The sequence below is a fragment of the Nonomuraea mesophila genome, assembly GCF_004352805.1.
GTDB classification, from domain to species: domain Bacteria; phylum Actinomycetota; class Actinomycetes; order Streptosporangiales; family Streptosporangiaceae; genus Nonomuraea; species Nonomuraea longispora.
In genome coordinates, this window is record NZ_SMLD01000073.1 from 1 (window position 1) to 18,709 (window position 18,709).

Below are 18,709 nucleotides of genomic sequence, written 5' to 3' on the forward strand. Positions count from 1 at the left end.
GGGGTGGGAGGTGTGGCGGTTGGGGCAGCAGATCACTCCGAGCGTCACGAACCGGCCGCCGTGCAGCCATTCGCCCCACTGCACGTCCACGCCCCGGGACAGCAGGTCGCGGGCGGAGTCGAGTCGTTCCTCCACCGGAACGCCCCCGGACGGCAGCGCGTCCCGGACCTTGCCGTACTCCCCCGCCAGCCACCCGACCGCCTGCTCCACCTCATGGAAAGTTCCCGCGATGCGCGAGGCGGGCTTGGCCAGCCAGTCGCCGGTCCGCATCGGCGGCACCATCGACGACGCGTAGGCCGGTGAGGACGGCCGGCGCTCGGCCTCGTTCTCGCGATCAGTTCCCGTACCGACCCACTGGTAGGCATGCCAATGCATCATGAGGAACTCCCGTAGAGTTGTGGGGGCGGCGGTCCCTGTCTGCTTCGATCAGGCAGGGACCGCCGTTCAGCGGCAGTGCCGAAAGAGTGGACAACCCAGCGGCGCGAAGCTCGTCGCCGGTGAACCGGAGCGTCCCGGCATCCGGGTTCTTCGAGTCACGCAGCGCGTAGGCGTCCTCCACTCCCGGGATCGGGGCGATCAGGACACATGACTCCATGTCCTCCTCCTGCTGGTTCACGCCACACACCCGATGGAACGACACCTCACCGAGGTGACTGCCGTACAGGTCCATGTGCTCTCCTCTCGATCAGACCAGAAGCCGCTGGTCACGGCCGACTCTGCGCAACCTGTTAGGTGCTGTCATGTGCTGTAAGCTGAATTCATGTACATAAGCTTCTATGGCGTGAGGTCAATAGCCCTTTAGCGTTATCAGCGTGACCGATCACGATGAGTTCGCGTGGGATCAGACGCTCTACAAGTACGAGCAGATCGCTCAGGTCATCGCCGAGCGGATCCGCAAGGACGTCTACCCGCCGCAGTCCGTCCTGAGCGAGGTGCGCTTCGAGGACGAGTTCGGCGTTTCCCGGCCCACCGTGCGCCTCGCCTTCAAGCTCCTCCGGGAAGAAGGGCTGATCGTCACCAGGCGCGGCAAGGGGTCCGTCGTCGTACACAAGGACCACCGCCCGCCGCGCTGACCCGCACGAAGAAGCCACCCGGTCACGACTGCACGAAAGCGGGGCACCCGGCTCGATCGCGGTGCTGCAGAATGTCGGCATGATCTCGGTAGTGCAGAACGTGGCGATCGATTGTGCGGATGCGTACGGACTCGCCCGGTTCTGGAGTCAGGTAACCGGCTGTCCCATGCATCCTGAAGACCGGCCCGGAGACGAGGAGACGCAGGTCCTGCTACCTCAGGGGCCACTCCTGCACTTCAACCAAGTGCCGGAGCACGAGACGATCAAGAATCGGCTCCACCTCTGCCTGCGTCCCGAGAACTCGCGCGAAATGGAGCGCAAGAGGACTCATGAGGCGGCCGGCGGGGAGGGCTCCCGGACTCGGTGGGCTAGGGTCGCGGCAACCGACGGTCATGGAGGAACCATGCGAGCCCGCCTGGTGCGCTGCGCACTCCTTCTTCTGACGGCGACGGCGCTCGTGTCATGCGGCGGAGAACAGCCCACCGCCGGACCCGAACCAGCCAGTCCGCAGGCGGGCGTCTCCGCCACGGCCGAACCGGACGCGCCGCAGGACATCAGCCGTATGGTTGCGGCGTTCTCGGGCTGGGATGGCAGTCATGCAACAAGTGGAGAAAATGTGCGACGACCGTAGCAGATCGTCAACATAGCCGATCGAGCATCGCGGGCGATGTGGACGTCCGCTCCCGCGCTCTCGTCGGGCGACAGCTCGAAAAGCGCGATGTGCGGGCGGAACACCAGATCTTCCCGTGCACCGGCCCCGCCTTTGACGCCGGGCCGTCGTGCGTACGGGCTGGTGCTTCTGTTTCCGGTTGACCGCTCAATCGGAGCCGGCGAAAGGCGCACGCGCCGCGTCGGGAACTATCCGGGGCATCACGGTTGCGAAATTACTCACCTGGGGCGGATCCGTGAAGGCCCCGGAGAATGTCAGGCGTCGTCGTCGACCAGCAGGAAGTCGGGCCGGTTGTCGCGCCATTCGGGCACGTCCATGGAGTTCAGGACGGAGATCAGTTTCTTCTCCTCATAGATGAAGTGCGTCTGCATGACCGCCGACAACGCCCCCACCTCCTCGCGCACCTTGGCCGCCGTGGCCGGGTCCGGCTGCTCGGGGAGGGAGTCGAGGAGCTTGCGCAGGTTCCCCATGAGCCAGTCGATCTGGTTGTGGTCGGTGCGCAGGTCGGAGAGCACCTTGCGCAGCTCGGGGAACTTCTCGGCGATCGCCGGGAACGCGGCCCTGTCCTCGCCGGTGTGGTGGCGGGTCAGCACAGTGCAGAAGGACAGGCAGTGGGCACGCAGGTCGCGGGGCGGCAGCCCGTTGCCGTCGAAGTAGTCGTCGATACCGTCCTGGAGGTCGTCCAGCATCTCGCGCAGCCAGATGTGCACCTCGAGCAGCTGCGTGCCCAGAGCGGTGAGACGGTCGCCCGCCTCAGAACGCGCATGCATGTTCTCTCCCCCGGCTCCGTTGACTCCCCCCAGTATGTCCGGGCCCATCGAGACCCAGCAGGCGGGTCGGTCCGTACGGTGTGCTGCGGACGCGGACGAGCGTATGCAGGGTTTCGGCCTGCGTGCCGGGGGTGTCGTGATGGCCGACTGCATGAATGTCGCCGGTAGAACACCTGAGACACGACGTGGACGTCGCTATCGATCGAGCGATGTCTCCCAGTCGTGAAAACAGCGGCGGAGATTCACGACTTCCTGAGGGCTCAAGCCATGGAGACCCAAGGCCTGGTCGGGGATGCGCGCCAGAGCGGACAGCGCGACCCGGAACATCTCCACGTCAAACCCAGGGTCTGCTGCTCTGGAGAGTCATCAATTGCGTTGTGTGCGGTGGAGAGGTCGACGTCCTCAGACTGTCGGGCGAGGAATCCATGAGCCTGTACTGCATAGCCACCGGCGAGCGCGAACCCGAACCGCTCTGTTGCCGCGAGACCGATGCGCGCGACCAGTTCGTGCAAGGCATCCACAGCAGCTACGCCGCTCGTCGCAGCTGCTGGAAAGACGCTTCCCACGCCCGTCTCGCCTCAATGGGCAGAAAAAGACGGGGCCACAGCTCGATGAGCTTCTCGTAGTTCAGATACATACGCAACTCGTCCAGCCGCGTCGCTTCGCGGATCACACGTTCGTACATCAGTCCCACGTGACTGTTGTCCAACATGTCGTAAAAGCGTTGCTCAGACCAGTCCAACCGGGTGGGTAGCTCCACGACGCCGGTGATGGGGCCGGTCAGCTCAGTGAGATCAGCAGGCACCAGATAGACGCGACGGCTGGCGTAGCGCGAGCTCCAAGTCATGCTTCCAGTGTGCCCGCTGCAGGGGACACTCGCACTGCGGGGCATGATCCCCGGGTCAGAGAATCGGTGATGGTGATTTTCCCTTCAGTGGTCGAAGGTGGATAACCGTGAACGGCATACGAGCCGGGCTGGTCCCTACGGCGTGCTGAGGACGCGGGCGAACGTGTGCAGGGTTTCTGGATCCGTGCCCGGGGCCGGCGAGACGCGGAGTACGGGCTCTCGCAGGTCCAGTGGTGCCCTGGTGACGGGGGCGGCCCCCACGAGCAGTCCCGCCTCGGCGGCACGGGCCCTTGCGGACTCCACCGAGTCGCCCGCCGGAGGCCGGAGGGTGACGATGGCGGAGGGTTCGTCGAGTGGTTCCCCCACCTGCCAGCCGCCCGCCCCGTGCAGGAGGTGCCGGGCCGTGCGGCCCAGCTCCGTCACATGCTCGTGCAGGTCGGCCGGGCCGAGCTCCTGGTACTCCCGTACGGCGGCGCCGAGCCCCGCCCGGGATGCGATCGCTCCTTCCGAGCTCTCATAGCGGATCGCCCCCGGGAGCGGTTCGGGCAGGTCGTCCATGCCCCACGTGTGGCCACCGAGCGCGGGGGCGGCGGCGTCCATCCCCGCCGCCCATCCACACGTCGGTGCCGGGCCCGTCGCGAGGCCGGGCACGATGAGGAAGCCGGTGCCGCGCGGACCGGCGAGCCACTTGCGGGACGTCCCCACGTACGCGGTCGCCCCCACCCCGCCCACGTCCGTGTGGCCGAAGGACTGGCAGGCGTCCAGCACCAGCGGGACCCCGGCGGCGCGGCACAACGCGCCCGCCTCCCGCGCGGGCTGGACGACGCCCCGGTGGGAGGCGATGTGGACGAGGGTGACGAGGTCCAGGCCCCCGGCGAGCGCGGACGCGAGGCCGTCGAGGTCGAGGCGGGAGGCGGCGTCCACGGGCAGGTCGACGAGCGTCCACGAGCGGTCGGCGGCCAGGCGGCGCAGGAGCATCAGGGTGCTGCCGTACTCGGTGCGGGCGTAGCCCACGCGGCTGCCCGGCGGGAGCCGCCAGCCGCCGAGCAGCGCCGCCATGGCCGCCGTACCGCTCTCCAGGAACGCCACGTCCCCGGGGGACGCGCCCGCCGGGCCGACCAGGGCGGCGAGGGCGGATCTCGCGTCGGTGAGGCCGGGTTCAGCCGCGTAGCCTCCGTGCTCGCGTTCGCGCCGGAGGCGCCCCACGACCGTGTCGAGCACCCGGTCACTCGGTACGTTGCAGCCGGCCGCGTCGAGGTGGCCCGGCGGCACGACGGAGCGTGCCGCCCGCCACGCCTTGCCGATCATGCCTTGCCGTCGATCATGCTTGGGCCAGCACCAGGCTGAAGTCCTCCGCCGGGTCGGTGAACCAGCGCAGGACGGTGAAGCCGGCCGCGTCCAGTTCGGCGCGCAGCCCGCCGGGGCGGAACTTGGTGCTGATCTCCGTGCGCATCTCCTCCCCCTCGGCGAAGTCCACGTCCAGGTCGAGCGCCGCGACGCGTACCCGCATGGCGCGTGAGGCCCGCAGCCGCATCTCGATCCAGTCGTGCTCCTCGTCGTAGCGGACGACGTGCTCGAACGCGTCCGGCTCGAAGTCGGCGTCGAGCTCCCGGTTGATGACGTGCAGCACGTTGCGGTTGAAGGCGGCCGTCACCCCGTCGGCGTCGTCGTAGGCGGCGACCAGCCGCTTGCTGTCCTTCACCAGGTCGGCCCCGAGCAGGAACGTGTCGCCGGGGCGGAGTGTGCCGCGCAGTTCCTTCATGAAGACCCGGCGGGCGTCGGGTTCGAGGTTGCCGATCGTGCCGCCGAGGAAGGCGACCATGCGCCGGCCGGTACGGGGCAGCAGCCGCAGGTGGCGTTCGAAGTCGGCGCACACGGCGCGTACGGCCAGCCCGGGGTGGCGTTCGGCCAGCCGCTGCGCCGCCGCGGCGAGCGTGACCGCGTCGACGTCGACGGGGGCGTAGCACCGCAGCGTGCCCGCCTCGGTGAGGGCGTCGAGCAGCAGCACGGTCTTCTCGCTGGTGCCCGATCCCAGCTCGACCAGCGTGTCGGCGCCGCTCGCCGCGGCGAGGTCGGCGGCCCGCTCCCGCAGGATGGCCAGTTCGCGCCGGGTCGGGTAGTACTCGGGCAGCCGGGTGATCTGCGAGAACAGGTCGCTGCCCGTTTCGTCGTAGAACCATTTGGGCGGCAGGACCTTCGGCGACGACGTCAGGCCGACCCTGACGTCATGTTCGAGGGAGGATCGCAGATAGTCGAGGTCGAGGTGGTTGACCAGGCGCACGGTCGAATGGCTCACAGGCACGGTGTCTCCTCAGGAAAGGGTTCACATGGGCTGGACGCGCACGCCTTCCGGCGAGGCGAGCAGCAGGCTGCGGTCCGGCACGGCCTGCCAGCCGGGCAGGTCGTCGAGCGGTTCGCTCGCCACGACCACGCCGTCCTGGTGACGCTGGACGAAGAGCGTGTCGCCCCAGACGGTCGCGGCGATGGACGCGCCGTCGCAGGCGAGCAGGTTCAGGCGGGCGCCGGGGTCCTTCTCCCCGGCGTGGGCGACGACCTCAGCGAGGGCCTCCCCGAGGTCGGGCCAGGTGCGCAGCCGTTCGAAGACGGCGGCGGCGAGCCAGGCGGAGTCGCAGGCGCTCTCGGCGCCGTCGGCCAGCGCCCTGACCGCGTCCCGTTCGACGCGGCCGTTGTGGCTGAGCAGCCACCGGCCCTCGGTGAACGGCGCGGTCGCGCTCTCCTCGACCGGCATGCCGACGGTGGCGCACCGGACGGCACCCAGCAGGCAGCCCGAGCGGGCGACCTGGGCGAGCGCGGGCAGGTTGGCGTCGGCCCACATCGGGATGGCCCGCCGGTAGCGTACGGGTTCGGCGCGGGCCGGGTCGTACCAGCCCATGCCGAAACCGTCGGCGTTGACCGTGCCGTGCCGCTGCCGCCGGGGCGCGTACGACTGGGCGAGCAGGCCGTGCTCGGGCTCGTGGATCAGCGTGGCCAGGGCGCGGGGTGCGCCGAGCCAGGCCGCGTGCCGGCACACTAGGCCCGCTCCGCGTCACGGGCGCAGCGGAACCCGGTGAAGATCTGCCGGCGGATCGGGTAGTCCCAGTTCCTGAACGTGGTGCGGATCGCCGCCGGGTCGGCCGCCCACGAGCCGCCGCGCAGCACGCGGTAGTCCCGGTCGAAGAAGACCTCGCTGTACTCCCGGTACGGGAAGCTGCGGAAGCCCGGGTAGCCGTCGAACCACGTGCCGGTCCACTCCCACACGTCGCCGATCATCTGCTCGGCCCCGTACGGTCCCGCGCCGGCGGGGTAGGCGCCGAGCGGCGCGGGCCGGGCGGCGCGGTGGCCGAGGTTGGCCAGTTCGGGGGTGGGTTCGTGGTCCCCCCACGGGTATTTCCGCGCCCGGCCCGCCCCGGCGTCCCAGCCGCAGGCCTTCTCCCATTCGGCCTCGGTGGGCAGCCGCTTGCCCGCCCAGCGGGCGTAGGCGTCGGCCTCGTACCAGGAGACGTGCTGCACGGGCTCGTCCATGGGCACGGGCTCGGTGCGGCCGAAGCGGGTACGGTGCCAGTCACCGCCGTCCTTGGTCCAGAACAGCGGGGCGAAGACGCCCTGCCGCTGCCGCCACTCCCAGCCTTCGCCGGTCCACCAGCGGGGGTCGTGGTAGCCGCCGTCCTCGATGAACGCGGCGTAGGCGCCGTTGCCGACGGGCAGCCGGTCGATCCAGTAGGCGGGCAGGTCGACGCGGTGTGCGGGGCGTTCGTTGTCGTAGGCCCACGGCTGGGTGTCGGTGCCCATGAGGAAGGGGCCGGCGGGCACGTGCACCTCGGCGGGGCCGCCGGGGCGGGCCGGCGGCAGGCGTCCGTCGCGCACCAGGCCGGGCTCCTTCGACAGTTGCAGCGTGGCCAGCATGGTCTCGTCGTGCTGGTGCTCGTGCTGGATGACCAGGCCGAAGACGAAGCCGTCTCGGCGCAGCGGCGCGGGGTCGTCGAAGTCGACGGCGTCCAGGACGTCGAGGACGCGGCCGCGCACGCCCTCGATGTAGCGGCGGGCCTCGGCCGGTCCGAGGATGGGCAGGCTGGGACGGTCCTTGCGCGGGGTCTTGAAGGCGTCGTAGATGTCGTCGATCTCGGGCCTGAGCGGGGTGAGGCCGCCGGCCTCGCGCAGGACCCACAGTTCCTCGTAGTTGCCGACGTGCGCGAGGTCCCACACCAGGGGCGACATCAGCGGTGAGTGCTGGCGTACGAGCAGGTCGTCCTCGGCCTCCGTGTAGGCCAGGGACCGGCTGCGCACCGCGAGCAGATCGCCGGCGATGCGTTCCTTGAAGTCGCTCATCGTTGTCCCTCATCGGTCAGCCAGGCCGGCAGGCGCCGCCCCGGTTCTCTCGCCAGATCCATCAGGTCGGCCGCCGGGGAGCGGCCGGTCGTCACGTACCGGTCGGCGAAGGCCGACACCGCGCCGGTCAGGGCGGGGGTGGCGCCCAGGCGGGGCAGCGCCTCGACGGCGGCGCGGAAGCAGGCGTCGGCGGCGCGGGCCAGCCGGGGGTCGGCCAGGCCGCGGCGCGCGGCGGACGCCCACGGCTCGCGGTCCGCTCCCGGGCCTCGCCGCCACCCGGGTCCGAGGCAGGACTCGACGGCGGCGAGCGCGGCGTCGGCGGCGCGGTCGTCGCTGATCAGGGCGTGGGTGACGGCCACGCACACCGGCCAGTCCGCCGGCCGCTGGGCGTCCAGGAAGCGGATCTCCAGCCAGCCTCTGGGCCGCACGGGCGGGAACACCGTGGTGGCGTGGTAGGCCAGGTCCTGGGCGGTGGGCGGGCGCTCGCGCGAGCCCAGCCAGTCGCGGAAGGTGGAGCCGTCGCGGACGGTGCGGCAGCGCTCCTCGCCCTCCCGCACCAGCATGACGCGGGCGTCGAGCAGGTAGCGGGCCCAGTCGGCCACCGGATCTCCCGACGCGGGGACGGGCGCCGTCCTGGTGGGGTCGAGGTGCTCCCACACGGCCTGGCGGCCCGACATCCATCCGCACGGCCGGCCCCGGCTCAGCGGCGAGTTGGCGAAGGCCGCGGTCAGCACGGGCCCGAGGAGGTGCGCCCGTTCCCACCGCGTGCGGGGCCGCTCCCCCATGTCGAGGTTGACCTGGATGGACGCCGTGCAGCACATCATGAGCGCGCCGTACGGCCGGCCGAGGAACTCCGCCATGGCGTCGTAGCGAGGCTGCCGTAACTGGCGTACCGCCTGGCGCATCGGGTCGAGGCCCACGCCCGCCAGCACCAGGCCGTCGCGTGCCAGGGCCTGGCGGACGGCGGCCACGTCGGCGGTGAGCCCGTCGATCGCGCCGGTCAGCGAGCCGGCCGGGCCGGACAGCTCCAGTTGGCCGCCCGGTTCGAAGGTGACCCGGCTGCCGCCGGGCAGGCGCGGCAGCGCCCGCTCGACCCGGTCCATCGGGACGTGGCGGGTGACCGACGTGCGGTCGAAGACCAGGAACTCCAGCTCCACGCCCACCCGGTCGTCACCGCGGGGGAGGAAGCACCGGTGCGCGTAGTCCCCCACCTCGGAGGCGTCCCTGAGCGGCGGCCCCTCGGTCGTGAGCCCGATCATCGTCTTGCCCTCGCGTGACGCATGGCTCTATAGAGCCGTCGGCCGCGCGAGCGTTACACGGAAAAGGTCAGCTTTGCCGCCGCTGTTTGAAGGCGGACATCAGCCGCTCGCGCGTGCGGTCCGACAACTTTTCGGGGGGCTGGTCGCCGATGGCCCGGATGGTGACGCGGAACTGGTGGACGTGGCGCCGGCAGTCGTCGCAGCAGGCCGCGTGGGCCTCGAACGCGTCGCGGGTGGGCGGGTCGAGGGCGTCGTCAAGGTAGGCGGTGATGGATTGCACCAGTTCGCCGCACGTGAACCGCTTCACGACGTTAACCGCCTTACCCTCTGCGTATTGAACCGTTTCACCTATTCTGGCTGCTTCACCGACTCGAAGTAACTCTCCAGCAGGTCTCGAACCGCCGCACGCGCCCGGTGCAGCAGCACCCGCTGGTTGACGGCGGAGATCTCCAGGATCTCGCACACCTCCTCGGAGGTGCATCCCTCCACGTCGCGCAGCGTGATCACGATGCGCTGCCGTGGAGGCAACGTCGCCAGCGCCTCGCCGATCAGGCCCCGCGCCTCCGCCGCGAGCGCCTGCCCTTCGGGCGTCGGCCAGGCCGCGGGTGCCTCCTTCCACCTGCCCGGCAGGGCCGCGTCGATTCCGTGGAGACGGGCGGGGTCGGCGGCCGGGCCCGTGTCCCGCTCGAAGGCGCTCCACGGCAGTGTACGGCTCTCGCGCACGCTGCGCTTCTTGGCCGTGTTCACGAGGATGCGGTAGACCCAGGTCTTCACGGACGAACGGCCCTCGAACCCGTCGATGGCCCCGATCACCGCCAGCCACGTGTCCTGCACGACCTCTTCGGCGGAGTCGTCGGTGGAGACGTAGGAGCGGGCCACCCGCAGCATGCCCCGCGCCCAGGTGTCGAGCAGCGTCGCGAACATCTCCTCGTCGCCCGCCCGCAACGCGGAGACGACGACGTCATCCGGAGGCAGCCCGCCGCCCGCGAGGGACCCCACGATCGCTTCCTCCCCGTAGCGTTGGGGACATCATCACATCCCGCCGTCCACCGCTTCCACTCCGGGCATGACGTCGGGCGCGATCGGAAGTCGTCGCGAACGGCCGCTACGACATACCCGTTTTCCACCTGTGATCACAGATCATGACGCTTCCTTTGCCTGACCGTCGGGGAGGGCGGACGTGCCCGTACGTCAGGGCCGGTGCATGGGCGTCCAGACCGTCATCGGCCCGGCGCCGCGGTTGGCCCACACGTGGTACGGGACGAACGTCAGATCGACCGGGCCCCCGTGCTCCGGCTCGTGGGGGGCGACGGCGGCGCGGTAGGGGAAACCGCCGTCGTCCTCGCGGTGCACGTGGGCCCGGCCGCGCGCGGTGACCGGCACCACGTCGGCGGGCAGGCCGGCGACCGGGCCGGCGTCACGCAGGTCCGCCGCGGCCAGGCACAGGTCGTCGACGATCACTCCCGGGTGGTCGGCCTGCTCCAGGCAGTAGACCAGCGGCCCGCGCTCGACCGCGACCTGGCCGCGGGCGACGTCGAGCCGGGGCACGGCGGCCGTCAGCCGGGGGCGGACCCCGAGGTCCAGCTCCACCCGGTCACCCGGCCGCCACGTCCTGCGCACGCGGTGGTAGCCGCCCGGCTCGGCCGGCCGCCCGTCGACCCCGGCCGCGTCGGCCCAGGCGGGGATGCGGAACGCGAGCGTCCACGGGTGGCCGGGGGTCTCCTTGACCACGACCTCGACCCGGCCCGTCCACGGGTAGCCGGTCTCCACCTCCAGCAGCACGCCGCCCGCGCGTACGGTGCCGGGCGCGTACAGGTGGAGCTGCACGCCGTCGGCGTCGCACGTGGCCAGATAGTGGTCGAGGGAGGACAGCAGGCGCATGACATTGGGCGGGCAGCAGGCGGTGCCGTACCAGCCCTGCCGGCCACGGGCGGGAGAACGCAGGTCGTCGGGGTCGGCGCCGGCGCGCACGCGCAGCGCGTTGACGTAGAAGAAGTGCTCGCCGTCGAGCGAGACTCCGGGCAGCACGGCGTTGCAGAGGGTGCGCTCGACCAGGTCGGCGTACGCGGGGTCGCCGGTCGCCAGCAACATCCGCCACGACCACTGGACGCTGCCGATGGCAGCGCAGGTCTCGCAGTAGGCGGTGTCGGGGGCGAGCTCGTGGTGGCCGCCGAACGCCTCGCCGTACCAGTTGGAGCCGAGCCCGCCGGTCAGGTAGGTCTTGGTGGCCACCATGTCGCGCCACTGCCGGCCGAGGGCGGCGAGCAGGTCGAGGTCGGAGGTCTCGACGGCGACGTCGGCCGCCCCCGCCGCGAGGTACATCGCGCGCACCGCGTGCCCCTCGACCGTGGTGGCCTCGGCGACCGGCACGCGGTCCTGCCGGTAGCCGGGGCCGTGGTGGCCCTTGAGCTGGATGAGCGCGCGTCCCCTCGCCGCCACCTGGCGGGCGGCGAGGTCGAGGTACGCGGCCACGCCGGTCTCCCGGTGCAGCTCGGCCAGGCCCATCTCGACCTCGGGGTGCCCGTCGATCGCGTCGGCGGGCAGGTCCTTGGCCAGGTGGTCGGCGAAGCGGGCGGCGACCCGCAGCAACGTCTCGTCGCCAGTCGCCCGGCGGCCCGCCACGGCGGCCTGCATGAGGTGGCCGGCGCAGTAGAGCTCGTGGCTGGAGGCCAGGTCGGAGTAGCGTCGCCGGCCGGTGAGCTGGGTGTGCGTGTGGAGGTAGCCGTCGGCGCACTGCGCGGCGGCGACCAGCTCCGACGCCTGCGCGTACGAACGGGCCAGGCCGTCGTCCTCTCGCCTGCCCCGCTCCCAGGCCAGCGCCTCCAGCCACTTGTAGACGTCGGAGTCGGCGAAGATCTTCCCGCGATGCTCGGCGGAGCCGCCCCGGGCGGCCCGCCGCAGGTTGCCGAAGGCGCCGGAGTCGCGTACCCGCTCACCGCCCAGCGGGATCGTCACCTCGCGGTTGACCCGCTGCCGCGCCGCCCAGAAGCCGTCGTGGATGCGGGCTCCCGTCACGGGCCGCAGGGTCACCGCCGCGCCCGTACCTGGCCGCACCACCGGATCAACGCTCATGCCACCATCCTCCCTCAGTCCTACATATCCAACAAGACATGAATATCCATGCACATCTTGACGTGAGTCAACCGGCGACGCACGCTGAATGCGACATCTATGCACACTTGAATATTTATGTGCAACGAAGGGACGGCCATGCCAGAGATCCCCGACACCGTGCTGCTCGAAGAGCGGGCCGAACTGGCGATGAACGCGGTGGCCGGACTGCCCGACACGGACCCGGACACGGGCATGGACGGCATTCCGTACTTCAGCGCCGACCTGCTCGCCCGGCCCGCCGCGCTGCGGCACGGCGACTGGGACTACGGCTCCAGCCACGGCCGGCTGCTGGACGCCTGCCTCCTTGCCCGGCACATGACGGGCAAGGACACCTGGCGGGAGGTCGAGGACGGCTTCAGGCGGCGGCTGGCGAGCTTCTTCGGCCCCGACGGGCTGAGCTACCGGCGGGCCCGCCCCGACGCCGGCTGGCCCCCGAACGCCAACCTCATCGACCAGCGCGCCGTGCTCCTGTCGCTCACCACGTGGTACGTCTCCGACGGCGACCCCGAGGCCAGGCGGCTTGCCGACCGGCACGTGGCCGCGCTCAAACGGATCGCGATCAAGGAGCGGGACGTCTGGTTCTACCCCGCCTCCGAGTACACCCCCGACGGCTGGCCCTCCCCCAACGCCATCGCGCTGCACCTGGCCCCCGACCCGGCCTCGTTCAGCGGCCGGCTCATCATGCCGCTGCTCCGCTACCACCAGGCCACCGGCAACGAGGACGCGCTGGAGCTGTGCGGCTGGTTCGCCCGGCTGATCGTGCACAAGAGCGGCGTCTTCCACGAGGACGGCGGCTTCAACGCGGCCCGCGCCTACCGCAGCGGCCACTTCCACACCCGGCTCGGCACGCTCGAAGGGCTGGCCCGCTACGCCCGCCACACCGGCGACCACGAGCTGACCGCGTACGTACGCCGCTCCTACGACTGGGCGCTCACCCGGGCCACCCGGTTCGGCTGGACGCCCGGCGACCTCGAAGGCCAGCGCCACGAACACGAGAGCTGCTCCCTGGTCGACCTGATCGGCACCGGCGTCACGCTCGCCCGGTCCGGGCACACCGGCTACTGGGGCGTGGTCGAGCGGTTCCTGCGCAACCACCTCGTCGAGTCCCAGCTGCTCGACCTGAGCTGGGTCGAGTCGGCCCCCGACACCTCGGGCGACGAACCCGGCTGGGTGACGCACGTGCGGGTGGGCGAGCGGGTACGCGGCGCCTTCGCCGGGTACGGCGCCCCCAATGACTACGTCTGCGACATCGAGCTGGGCCGCGGGCACACCGCCGACGTGCAGGCGTGCTGCGTCGGCTCCGGCGTGCGCGGGCTGTTCTGGGGCTGGAACTCCGTCGTCACGGGCGACGACCGCGACGTACGGGTCAACCTGCTGCTCACCCGTGCCACCGAGCAGGTCACCGTGCTCAGCCACCTCCCCCACGAGGGCCGCGTCGACCTCGACGTGCACCAGGACCTGCGCGAGCTGCGGATGCGGGTGCCCGAGTGGGCCGGGTACGCCAAGGTGCGCGTCACCCGCGACGGCGACGGCTTCGACGGCACGCGGCCCGGCGCGTGGGCGCCCGACGGCTACCTGTCCGTACGCGCGCCCAGGCGGGGCGAGCGGATCACCGTCACGTTCCCCGTGCCCGAGTCGACCAGCACGGAGGACGCGTCCGGCCGGGAGTTCCGGGTGCGCTGGCGCGGCGACGACGTGATCGGCATCAGTCCCGAGGGCACCGCCCGGCCGATGTACAGCGGGCGCAAGGTCCATCCCACCGCGCCGCGACGCGACTATCCGCTGTCCCGGCCGGCGACGGAATGGGCCTGGTGAGCGCCGTGAGCGAATGGTCCCTTCCCTCCGCTCCCGAGGGGGGCGCGCTGCACCCGTACGACCTGCGCTGCGAGCACCTGGACACCCCGCAGGGCATCGCCGGCCGGGCGCCCCGGCTGAGCTGGCGGCTGGCGTCGGGCCGGCGCGGCGACGCGCAGGCCGCGTACCGGATCACGGTCCGCTCGGGCGACGCCCTGGCCTGGGACAGCGGCTGGATCGACGGGCAGGACCCCCACGCCCTGTACGCGGGCGCGCCGCTCGCGTCGTTCGCCCGCTACACCTGGCGGGTGCGGGTGCGCTCCGCGGACGGCGAGGAGGCGGCGGCCGGGTCGTGGTTCGGCACCGGCGTGCTGCACGCGGACGAGTGGGCGGCCGCCTGGATCGGCCACGACCCGGAGACGCTGCCGCCGTTCGAGCCTCCGGCCGACGACCGCGAGCCCCGCACCGTACGCACCGCGTCCCTGCCCCCGCCCCGCTACTTCCGGCGCGTCGTCGACCTGCGCCCGGCGACCTCCGTACGGATCGTGTGCACCGCCCGCGGCCTGTACGAGCTGCGCGTCAACGGCCACCGGGTGGGCGACGGCGAGCTGACCCCCGGCTGGACCGACTACCGTCACCGGGTGGCGTACCAGGTGTACGACGTCACCGAGCTGGTCGGCGACGGCCCCGCCTGCGTGGGCGCGGTGCTCGCGGACGGCTGGTGGTCGGGCAGCCTCGGCTGGGACGGCCGGCAGCAGGCCCAGCGCTACGGCAGGCGTCCCGAACTGCTCGTCCAGCTCGTGGCCGACCACGCCGACGGCTCGCGCACGGTCGTCGGCACCGACGGGAGCTGGCGGGAGAGCACCGGGCCGCTGCGCTACGCCGACCTGCTGATGGGCGAATGGTACGACGCCCGCCTGGAGCAGCACGGCTGGGACCTGCCCGGCTTCGACGACTCGTCGTGGGCCCCCGCCCGCGTCACCGGCACCCGCCACGACGTCCTCGTGCCCTCGGCGGCCGAGCCCGTCCGCGTCACCGAGGACCTCACGCCGGTCGGGACCCGGCGGGACGGCGCCGGCCGTACCGTCGTCGACCTCGGGCAGAACATCGCCGGCCGGGTGCGGCTGACGGTGCGCGGCGCCCCGGCCGGCACCCGCGTCACGCTCCGGCACGGCGAGGCGCTCGACGAGGACGGCGGCCTCTACACCGCCAACCTGCGCTCGGCCGAGGCGACCGACCACTACGTCGCCGCGGGGCTGCCGGAGGAGACGTTCGAGCCGCGCTTCACCGTGCACGGCTTCCGCTACGTCGAGGTCAGCGGGCACGACGACGTCGAGGTGCTGGGCCGGGCGATGCACTCGGACACACCGGTCGCCGGCGAGTTCTCCTGCTCCGACGACATGGTGCGGCGGCTGACCAGCAACCTCCGCTGGAGCCAGCGGGGCAACTTCGTGTCCGTGCCGACCGACTGCCCGCAGCGCGACGAGCGGCTCGGCTGGACCGCCGACGCGCAGGTGTTCCTGCCCACCGCCTGCTACAACGCCGACGTGGCCGCGTTCTTCACCGGCTGGCTGGCCGACCTGCGCTGCGCCCAGACCGCCGAGGGCGCGGTGCCCGACGTGGTGCCGCACGTCATGACGGAGCGGCACGGCACCCCCGCCTGGGGCGACGCCGCCACGGTGGTGCCCTGGCACCTCTACCGCGTCTACGGCGACGAGCGCGTCCTGCGCGACAGCCTGCCCAGCATGTGCCGGTGGGTCGACCACGTCGAACGCCACAACCCCGGCCTGATCTGGCGCGACCGGGTGGGCAGCCACTACGGCGACTGGCTGCAGGCGGGCGTGCGGGCCTCCCGCGACGTGCTGGCCACCGCGTACTTCGCGCTCAGCGCCGGCCTCACCGCCAGGGCCGCCGCCGTGCTGGGCCGCGCGGACCTCGCCGAGCGGTACGCGGGGCTGCGGGCGCGCATCGGGGAGGCGTTCGTACGGGAGTTCGTCTCGGCCGACGGGCGGATCTCGGGCGACACACAGACGGGCTACCTGCTGGCACTCGCCCACGAGCTCGTCCCTGATGACCTGGTTCCCGCCGCCGTCGGACATCTCGTGGCCGACCTGGAGCGGCGGGGGCGGCGGCTCACCACCGGGTTCGCCGGTGTGGGGCTGCTCGGGCCCGTCCTGTCGGCGTACGGACACCACGACCTCGCCTACGACCTGCTGCACGACGACCGCTACCCCTCGTGGGGGTACTCGATCAAGCGCGGGGCCACCACGATCTGGGAGCGCTGGGACGGCTGGACGGAGGAGCACGGCTTCGGGCCCGTCGCCATGAACTCCTTCAACCACTACGCGCTCGGCTCGGTCGGCGCCTGGCTCTACAGCGGGGTCGCGGGGGTGGGGCAGGAGGAGGACTCCGTCGGGTTCCGCCGGCCGCTCATCCGGCCGCTGCCCGGAGGGCGGCTGCGGTGGGCCGCGGCGGCGTACGACACGCCGCTGGGGCGGCTGAGCAGCCGGTGGGAGATCTCCGGCGGGGAGCTGACGCTGGAGGTGCGCGTACCGCCAGGCGCGCTCGCCACCGTCCACGTGCCCACCACGGACCCTTCGTCGGTCCGCGAGTCCGGGAAACCGCTTGCCACCGCGGGGATCGACGTGATCAAGTCGACCGAGGCCGCTTCGGTGTGCCGGGTGGGCTCCGGCCGGTACACGTTCACCGCGTCGTGGGGTCGGTGACGTACCGGCCGGTGACCACGTGGGCCGCCGCCGCCGAACGACTCGACGACGGCGGCCTGCGTGAGCTGACCGTACGCAACATCGTGCGGACCACCGTGGGCGGGAGCGGCCTGCGCGTCCGGCTGACCAACGCCTTCGGAAACCGCCCCGTGACGTTCGGGCACGTCCGCGTGGGCGTCCCGCTGGCCGGGGCGGCGCTGGCGCCGGGGTCGAACCGGAGGCTGACGTTCGGTGGGAGCCCCGAGGTGACGGTGGCGCCGGGCGCGACGGCCCTCAGCGACCCGCTCCCCGTACGGGTGCGCCCACGCCACCGCCTCGCGATCAGCCTGTACGTCCGCGGGAAGCCGGGCACCCTGACGGGCCGCAACCGCGCCACCGCCCCCGCGTACCCACCGCCCGGCTCCAGCCTGGAGCGGCCGCCGTGCGCCGACCGGGAACCCGCCACCGCCCCGGCTTACCGGTCGGTCCCCGGTGACCACGCCGCCGACGAGGGCTCGGGGGCGTTCACCGAGGAGGTGGCGGTCTGGCACTGGATGGACGCCCTGACGGTCACCGCGCCCGCGCCCGTCTCGGCCGTGGCGGTGCTGGGAGACTCGATCGCCACCGGGGTCGGCTCGGAGACCGGCCACGGCTGGGTGGACCTCCTCGCCGACGTGCTCGGCGGCTCGGCCGTGGTCAACGAGGGCGTCTCCGGCGGCCGCGTGCTGGCCGCGGGCACCGGACGTCCCGCCGAGGCCCGCCTCACCGCCGAGGTACTGACCAAGCCGGGCATCGCCACCGTGATCCTGCTCGCCGGACTCAACGACCTCGGCGCGGGCGCGCGGGCGCACGACCTCATCGCCGCGTACGCCCGCATCGCCGCGACCGCCCGCGCCGCCGGGGTCCGCGTGATCGGCGGCACGCTCACCCCGTACGCCGGCGCCGAATACCACACCGAGCAGGGGGAACGGGCCCGGCAGGAGGTCAACGCCCACATCCGGAGCGAGGGCGCGTTCGACGGCGTGGCCGACTTCGACGCCGCCCTCCGCGACCCCGCCGACCCGGCCCGCCTGCTCCCCCGTTACGACTGCGGCGACCACCTCCACCCGAGCACGGCCGGCCACCAGGCGCTGGCCGCCGAGGCTGAGGCGCCGCTCAACACCCGGCCGGACGACCCGGAGGTTGCTCGGTCGCCTTCTGCGCCATGGGGTCACAACAGCGTGTAGGAAATCTCGCCCTCGTCCAACATGGCGATGGGCAGGAAGCCGGGGACGGTGCGGGCGGCCGAGGCGCGCAGGCGCGCGACCGCGTCCTCGGGCGTGGGCGGGGTGACGCCGAGCAGGCGTAGGAGCTCGGCGCGGGCGGCGGGGTAGTCGGGGTGGTCCTCACACATGTCTTCTTCCAGTTCCTCGACCACCTCCCCGATCGCATGGCCGTGCAGCCGGTCGTGCAGCAGGTCGTGCCAGTAGGGGTACGCGGCAATCAACGTGACCGCCTCCACCAGGTCGGCCGCCACCAAGGTGGCGCTCCCCTCGGAATCGGCGTACAGGACCGGGCGCGTGGTTCCGGGCGTTCCACACAGGAAGTAGGTGGCTCCGGAGGCGTCACCGGCGATCGGCGTCAGCGGCGCTCCGGAGGGCAATCTGAGCTCCTCGACCGGGTCGCGCCGCTCGATGTCGAAGTCGCCCGGCCAGATGAGCAGTTCGGCCAGCGCCGGTGTGGTCTCGATGCGCCGGAGAAGATCATCACCTGCGGTCATGCGCGGCACTCTAGTTCGTCGGAGGAGGCTGCGCTCCACCGTTGGCGGGCGGCACAGCCTGCGCAGGTGCGGACTCCATGTCGAGGTGGTGCAGGGCGATGAGGACGTCGGTGAGCCCGGTGATGTCGGAGAGGCTGCGGCCGCCTGCTGGCGGATCTCGTCCGGTGTCGTCTGCTGCTCGCCGACCAGGCGGGCGACCAGGTCGGTGCTCAGCCTGTCGTAGTAGGCGGCGACCTCGTTCTGGGTGCGCCGGTACTCGGCGACCCGCTCCTTGTGCGGGTGCGTCCCCACGTACCCGCCGCCCGGCTTCGGCCTGAAGCGGGCGGCGTCACGCGGGCGGAGTCAACCGCTCGCATGCCCGCATCGTGCCGTGGGCGCATAACGATCATACT

At 72.1% G+C, this 18,709-nt stretch carries 17 protein-coding genes and 1 pseudogene; 5 read left to right on the top strand and 13 right to left on the bottom strand.

Features of this window, described 5'->3' with window-relative positions; all coding sequences use genetic code 11:
* Both E1295_RS25465 and E1295_RS25470 read right to left on the bottom strand, forming a co-directional pair.
* On the bottom strand, nt 1-378 hold a 378-nt coding region (locus E1295_RS25465), incomplete at its 3' end, for a hypothetical protein (protein ID WP_132633391.1).
* Nucleotides 335-670 carry a DUF397 domain-containing protein gene (locus E1295_RS25470; RefSeq protein WP_132633393.1) on the bottom strand — a complete coding sequence of 112 codons (336 nt, stop codon included), beginning with the start codon at nt 668-670 and terminating at the stop codon, nt 335-337. The genes E1295_RS25465 and E1295_RS25470, both read right to left, overlap by 44 nt.
* A 142-nt stretch (nt 671-812) precedes the next feature.
* Between E1295_RS25470 and E1295_RS25475 the strand changes: the two genes are divergently transcribed.
* Both E1295_RS25475 and E1295_RS52535 read left to right on the top strand, forming a co-directional pair.
* Complete coding sequence (locus E1295_RS25475) at nt 813-1,073, top strand: GntR family transcriptional regulator (protein ID WP_132633395.1); 261 nt, start codon at nt 813-815, stop codon at nt 1,071-1,073.
* A 79-nt stretch (nt 1,074-1,152) separates the two neighbouring features.
* A pseudogene (locus tag E1295_RS52535) lies at nt 1,153-1,467 on the top strand (VOC family protein); the annotation flags it as partial.
* A 530-nt stretch (nt 1,468-1,997) separates the two neighbouring features.
* Here the strand turns inward: E1295_RS52535 and E1295_RS25485 are convergent.
* From E1295_RS25485 to E1295_RS25535, 10 genes are all read right to left on the bottom strand, one after another.
* Nucleotides 1,998-2,513: a hemerythrin domain-containing protein gene (locus E1295_RS25485; protein WP_132633397.1), complete on the bottom strand. Its 516-nt coding sequence runs from the start codon at nt 2,511-2,513 to the stop codon at nt 1,998-2,000.
* Between the two features lie 526 nt (nt 2,514-3,039).
* Nucleotides 3,040-3,360, bottom strand: a complete 321-nt coding sequence (locus tag E1295_RS25495) for a hypothetical protein (RefSeq protein ID WP_132332135.1) — start codon at nt 3,358-3,360, stop codon at nt 3,040-3,042.
* Nucleotides 3,361-3,495: 135 nt separating this feature from the next.
* On the bottom strand, nt 3,496-4,668 hold the full coding sequence (egtE, locus tag E1295_RS25500) for an ergothioneine biosynthesis PLP-dependent enzyme EgtE (protein WP_132633401.1): 1,173 nt from the start codon (nt 4,666-4,668) through the stop codon (nt 3,496-3,498).
* 13 nt (nt 4,669-4,681) lie between these two features.
* Nucleotides 4,682-5,662, bottom strand: a complete 981-nt coding sequence (gene egtD / locus E1295_RS25505; protein ID WP_132633403.1) for an L-histidine N(alpha)-methyltransferase — start codon at nt 5,660-5,662, stop codon at nt 4,682-4,684.
* 21 nt (nt 5,663-5,683) lie between these two features.
* Nucleotides 5,684-6,391: an ergothioneine biosynthesis protein EgtC gene (gene egtC, locus E1295_RS25510; RefSeq protein ID WP_132633405.1), complete on the bottom strand. Its 708-nt coding sequence runs from the start codon at nt 6,389-6,391 to the stop codon at nt 5,684-5,686.
* Complete coding sequence (gene egtB / locus E1295_RS25515; RefSeq protein WP_132633407.1) at nt 6,391-7,686, bottom strand: ergothioneine biosynthesis protein EgtB; 1,296 nt, start codon at nt 7,684-7,686, stop codon at nt 6,391-6,393. Before egtB ends, egtC begins: the two co-directional genes overlap by 1 nt.
* Nucleotides 7,683-8,945, bottom strand: coding sequence for an ergothioneine biosynthesis glutamate--cysteine ligase EgtA (egtA, locus tag E1295_RS25520; protein ID WP_132633409.1), 1,263 nt, complete (start codon nt 8,943-8,945; stop codon nt 7,683-7,685). Before egtA ends, egtB begins: the two co-directional genes overlap by 4 nt.
* A 67-nt stretch (nt 8,946-9,012) precedes the next feature.
* Nucleotides 9,013-9,252: an anti-sigma factor family protein gene (locus E1295_RS48955; protein ID WP_166427406.1), complete on the bottom strand. Its 240-nt coding sequence runs from the start codon at nt 9,250-9,252 to the stop codon at nt 9,013-9,015.
* Nucleotides 9,253-9,293: 41 nt separating this feature from the next.
* A complete protein-coding gene (locus E1295_RS25530; RefSeq protein ID WP_132633413.1) occupies nt 9,294-9,944 on the bottom strand; it encodes an RNA polymerase sigma factor in 651 nt (216 codons plus the stop codon).
* A 192-nt stretch (nt 9,945-10,136) separates the two neighbouring features.
* The gene (locus tag E1295_RS25535) at nt 10,137-12,017 is read right to left on the bottom strand and encodes a glycoside hydrolase family 127 protein (protein ID WP_132633415.1); all 1,881 of its coding nucleotides are present in this window, start codon (nt 12,015-12,017) and stop codon (nt 10,137-10,139) included.
* 138 nt (nt 12,018-12,155) lie between these two features.
* Here E1295_RS25535 and E1295_RS25540 point away from each other — a divergent pair, with 138 nt between their 5' ends.
* Genes E1295_RS25540 through E1295_RS25550 form a run of 3 tightly spaced genes read left to right on the top strand, consistent with a single transcriptional unit; the run spans nt 12,156 to nt 17,784 of the window.
* On the top strand, nt 12,156-13,874 hold the full coding sequence (locus E1295_RS25540; protein ID WP_132633417.1) for a glycoside hydrolase family protein: 1,719 nt from the start codon (nt 12,156-12,158) through the stop codon (nt 13,872-13,874).
* A gap of 5 nt (nt 13,875-13,879) precedes the next feature.
* Entirely contained in the window at nt 13,880-16,579 is a 2,700-nt protein-coding gene (locus E1295_RS25545) for an alpha-L-rhamnosidase (protein WP_220448883.1), read from the top strand.
* Nucleotides 16,576-17,784 (top strand): GDSL-type esterase/lipase family protein, encoded by a 1,209-nt coding sequence (locus E1295_RS25550; protein WP_132633421.1) that lies wholly within the window; start codon nt 16,576-16,578, stop codon nt 17,782-17,784. The genes E1295_RS25545 and E1295_RS25550 overlap by 4 nt, the downstream gene beginning before the upstream one ends.
* On the opposite strand, the gene E1295_RS25555 is transcribed toward E1295_RS25550, so the two are convergent.
* Nucleotides 17,769-18,608 (bottom strand): hypothetical protein, encoded by an 840-nt coding sequence (locus tag E1295_RS25555; protein WP_132633423.1) that lies wholly within the window; start codon nt 18,606-18,608, stop codon nt 17,769-17,771. The two genes, E1295_RS25550 and E1295_RS25555, sit on opposite strands and share 16 nt — an antisense overlap.
* Nucleotides 18,609-18,709 lie beyond the last annotated feature (101 nt).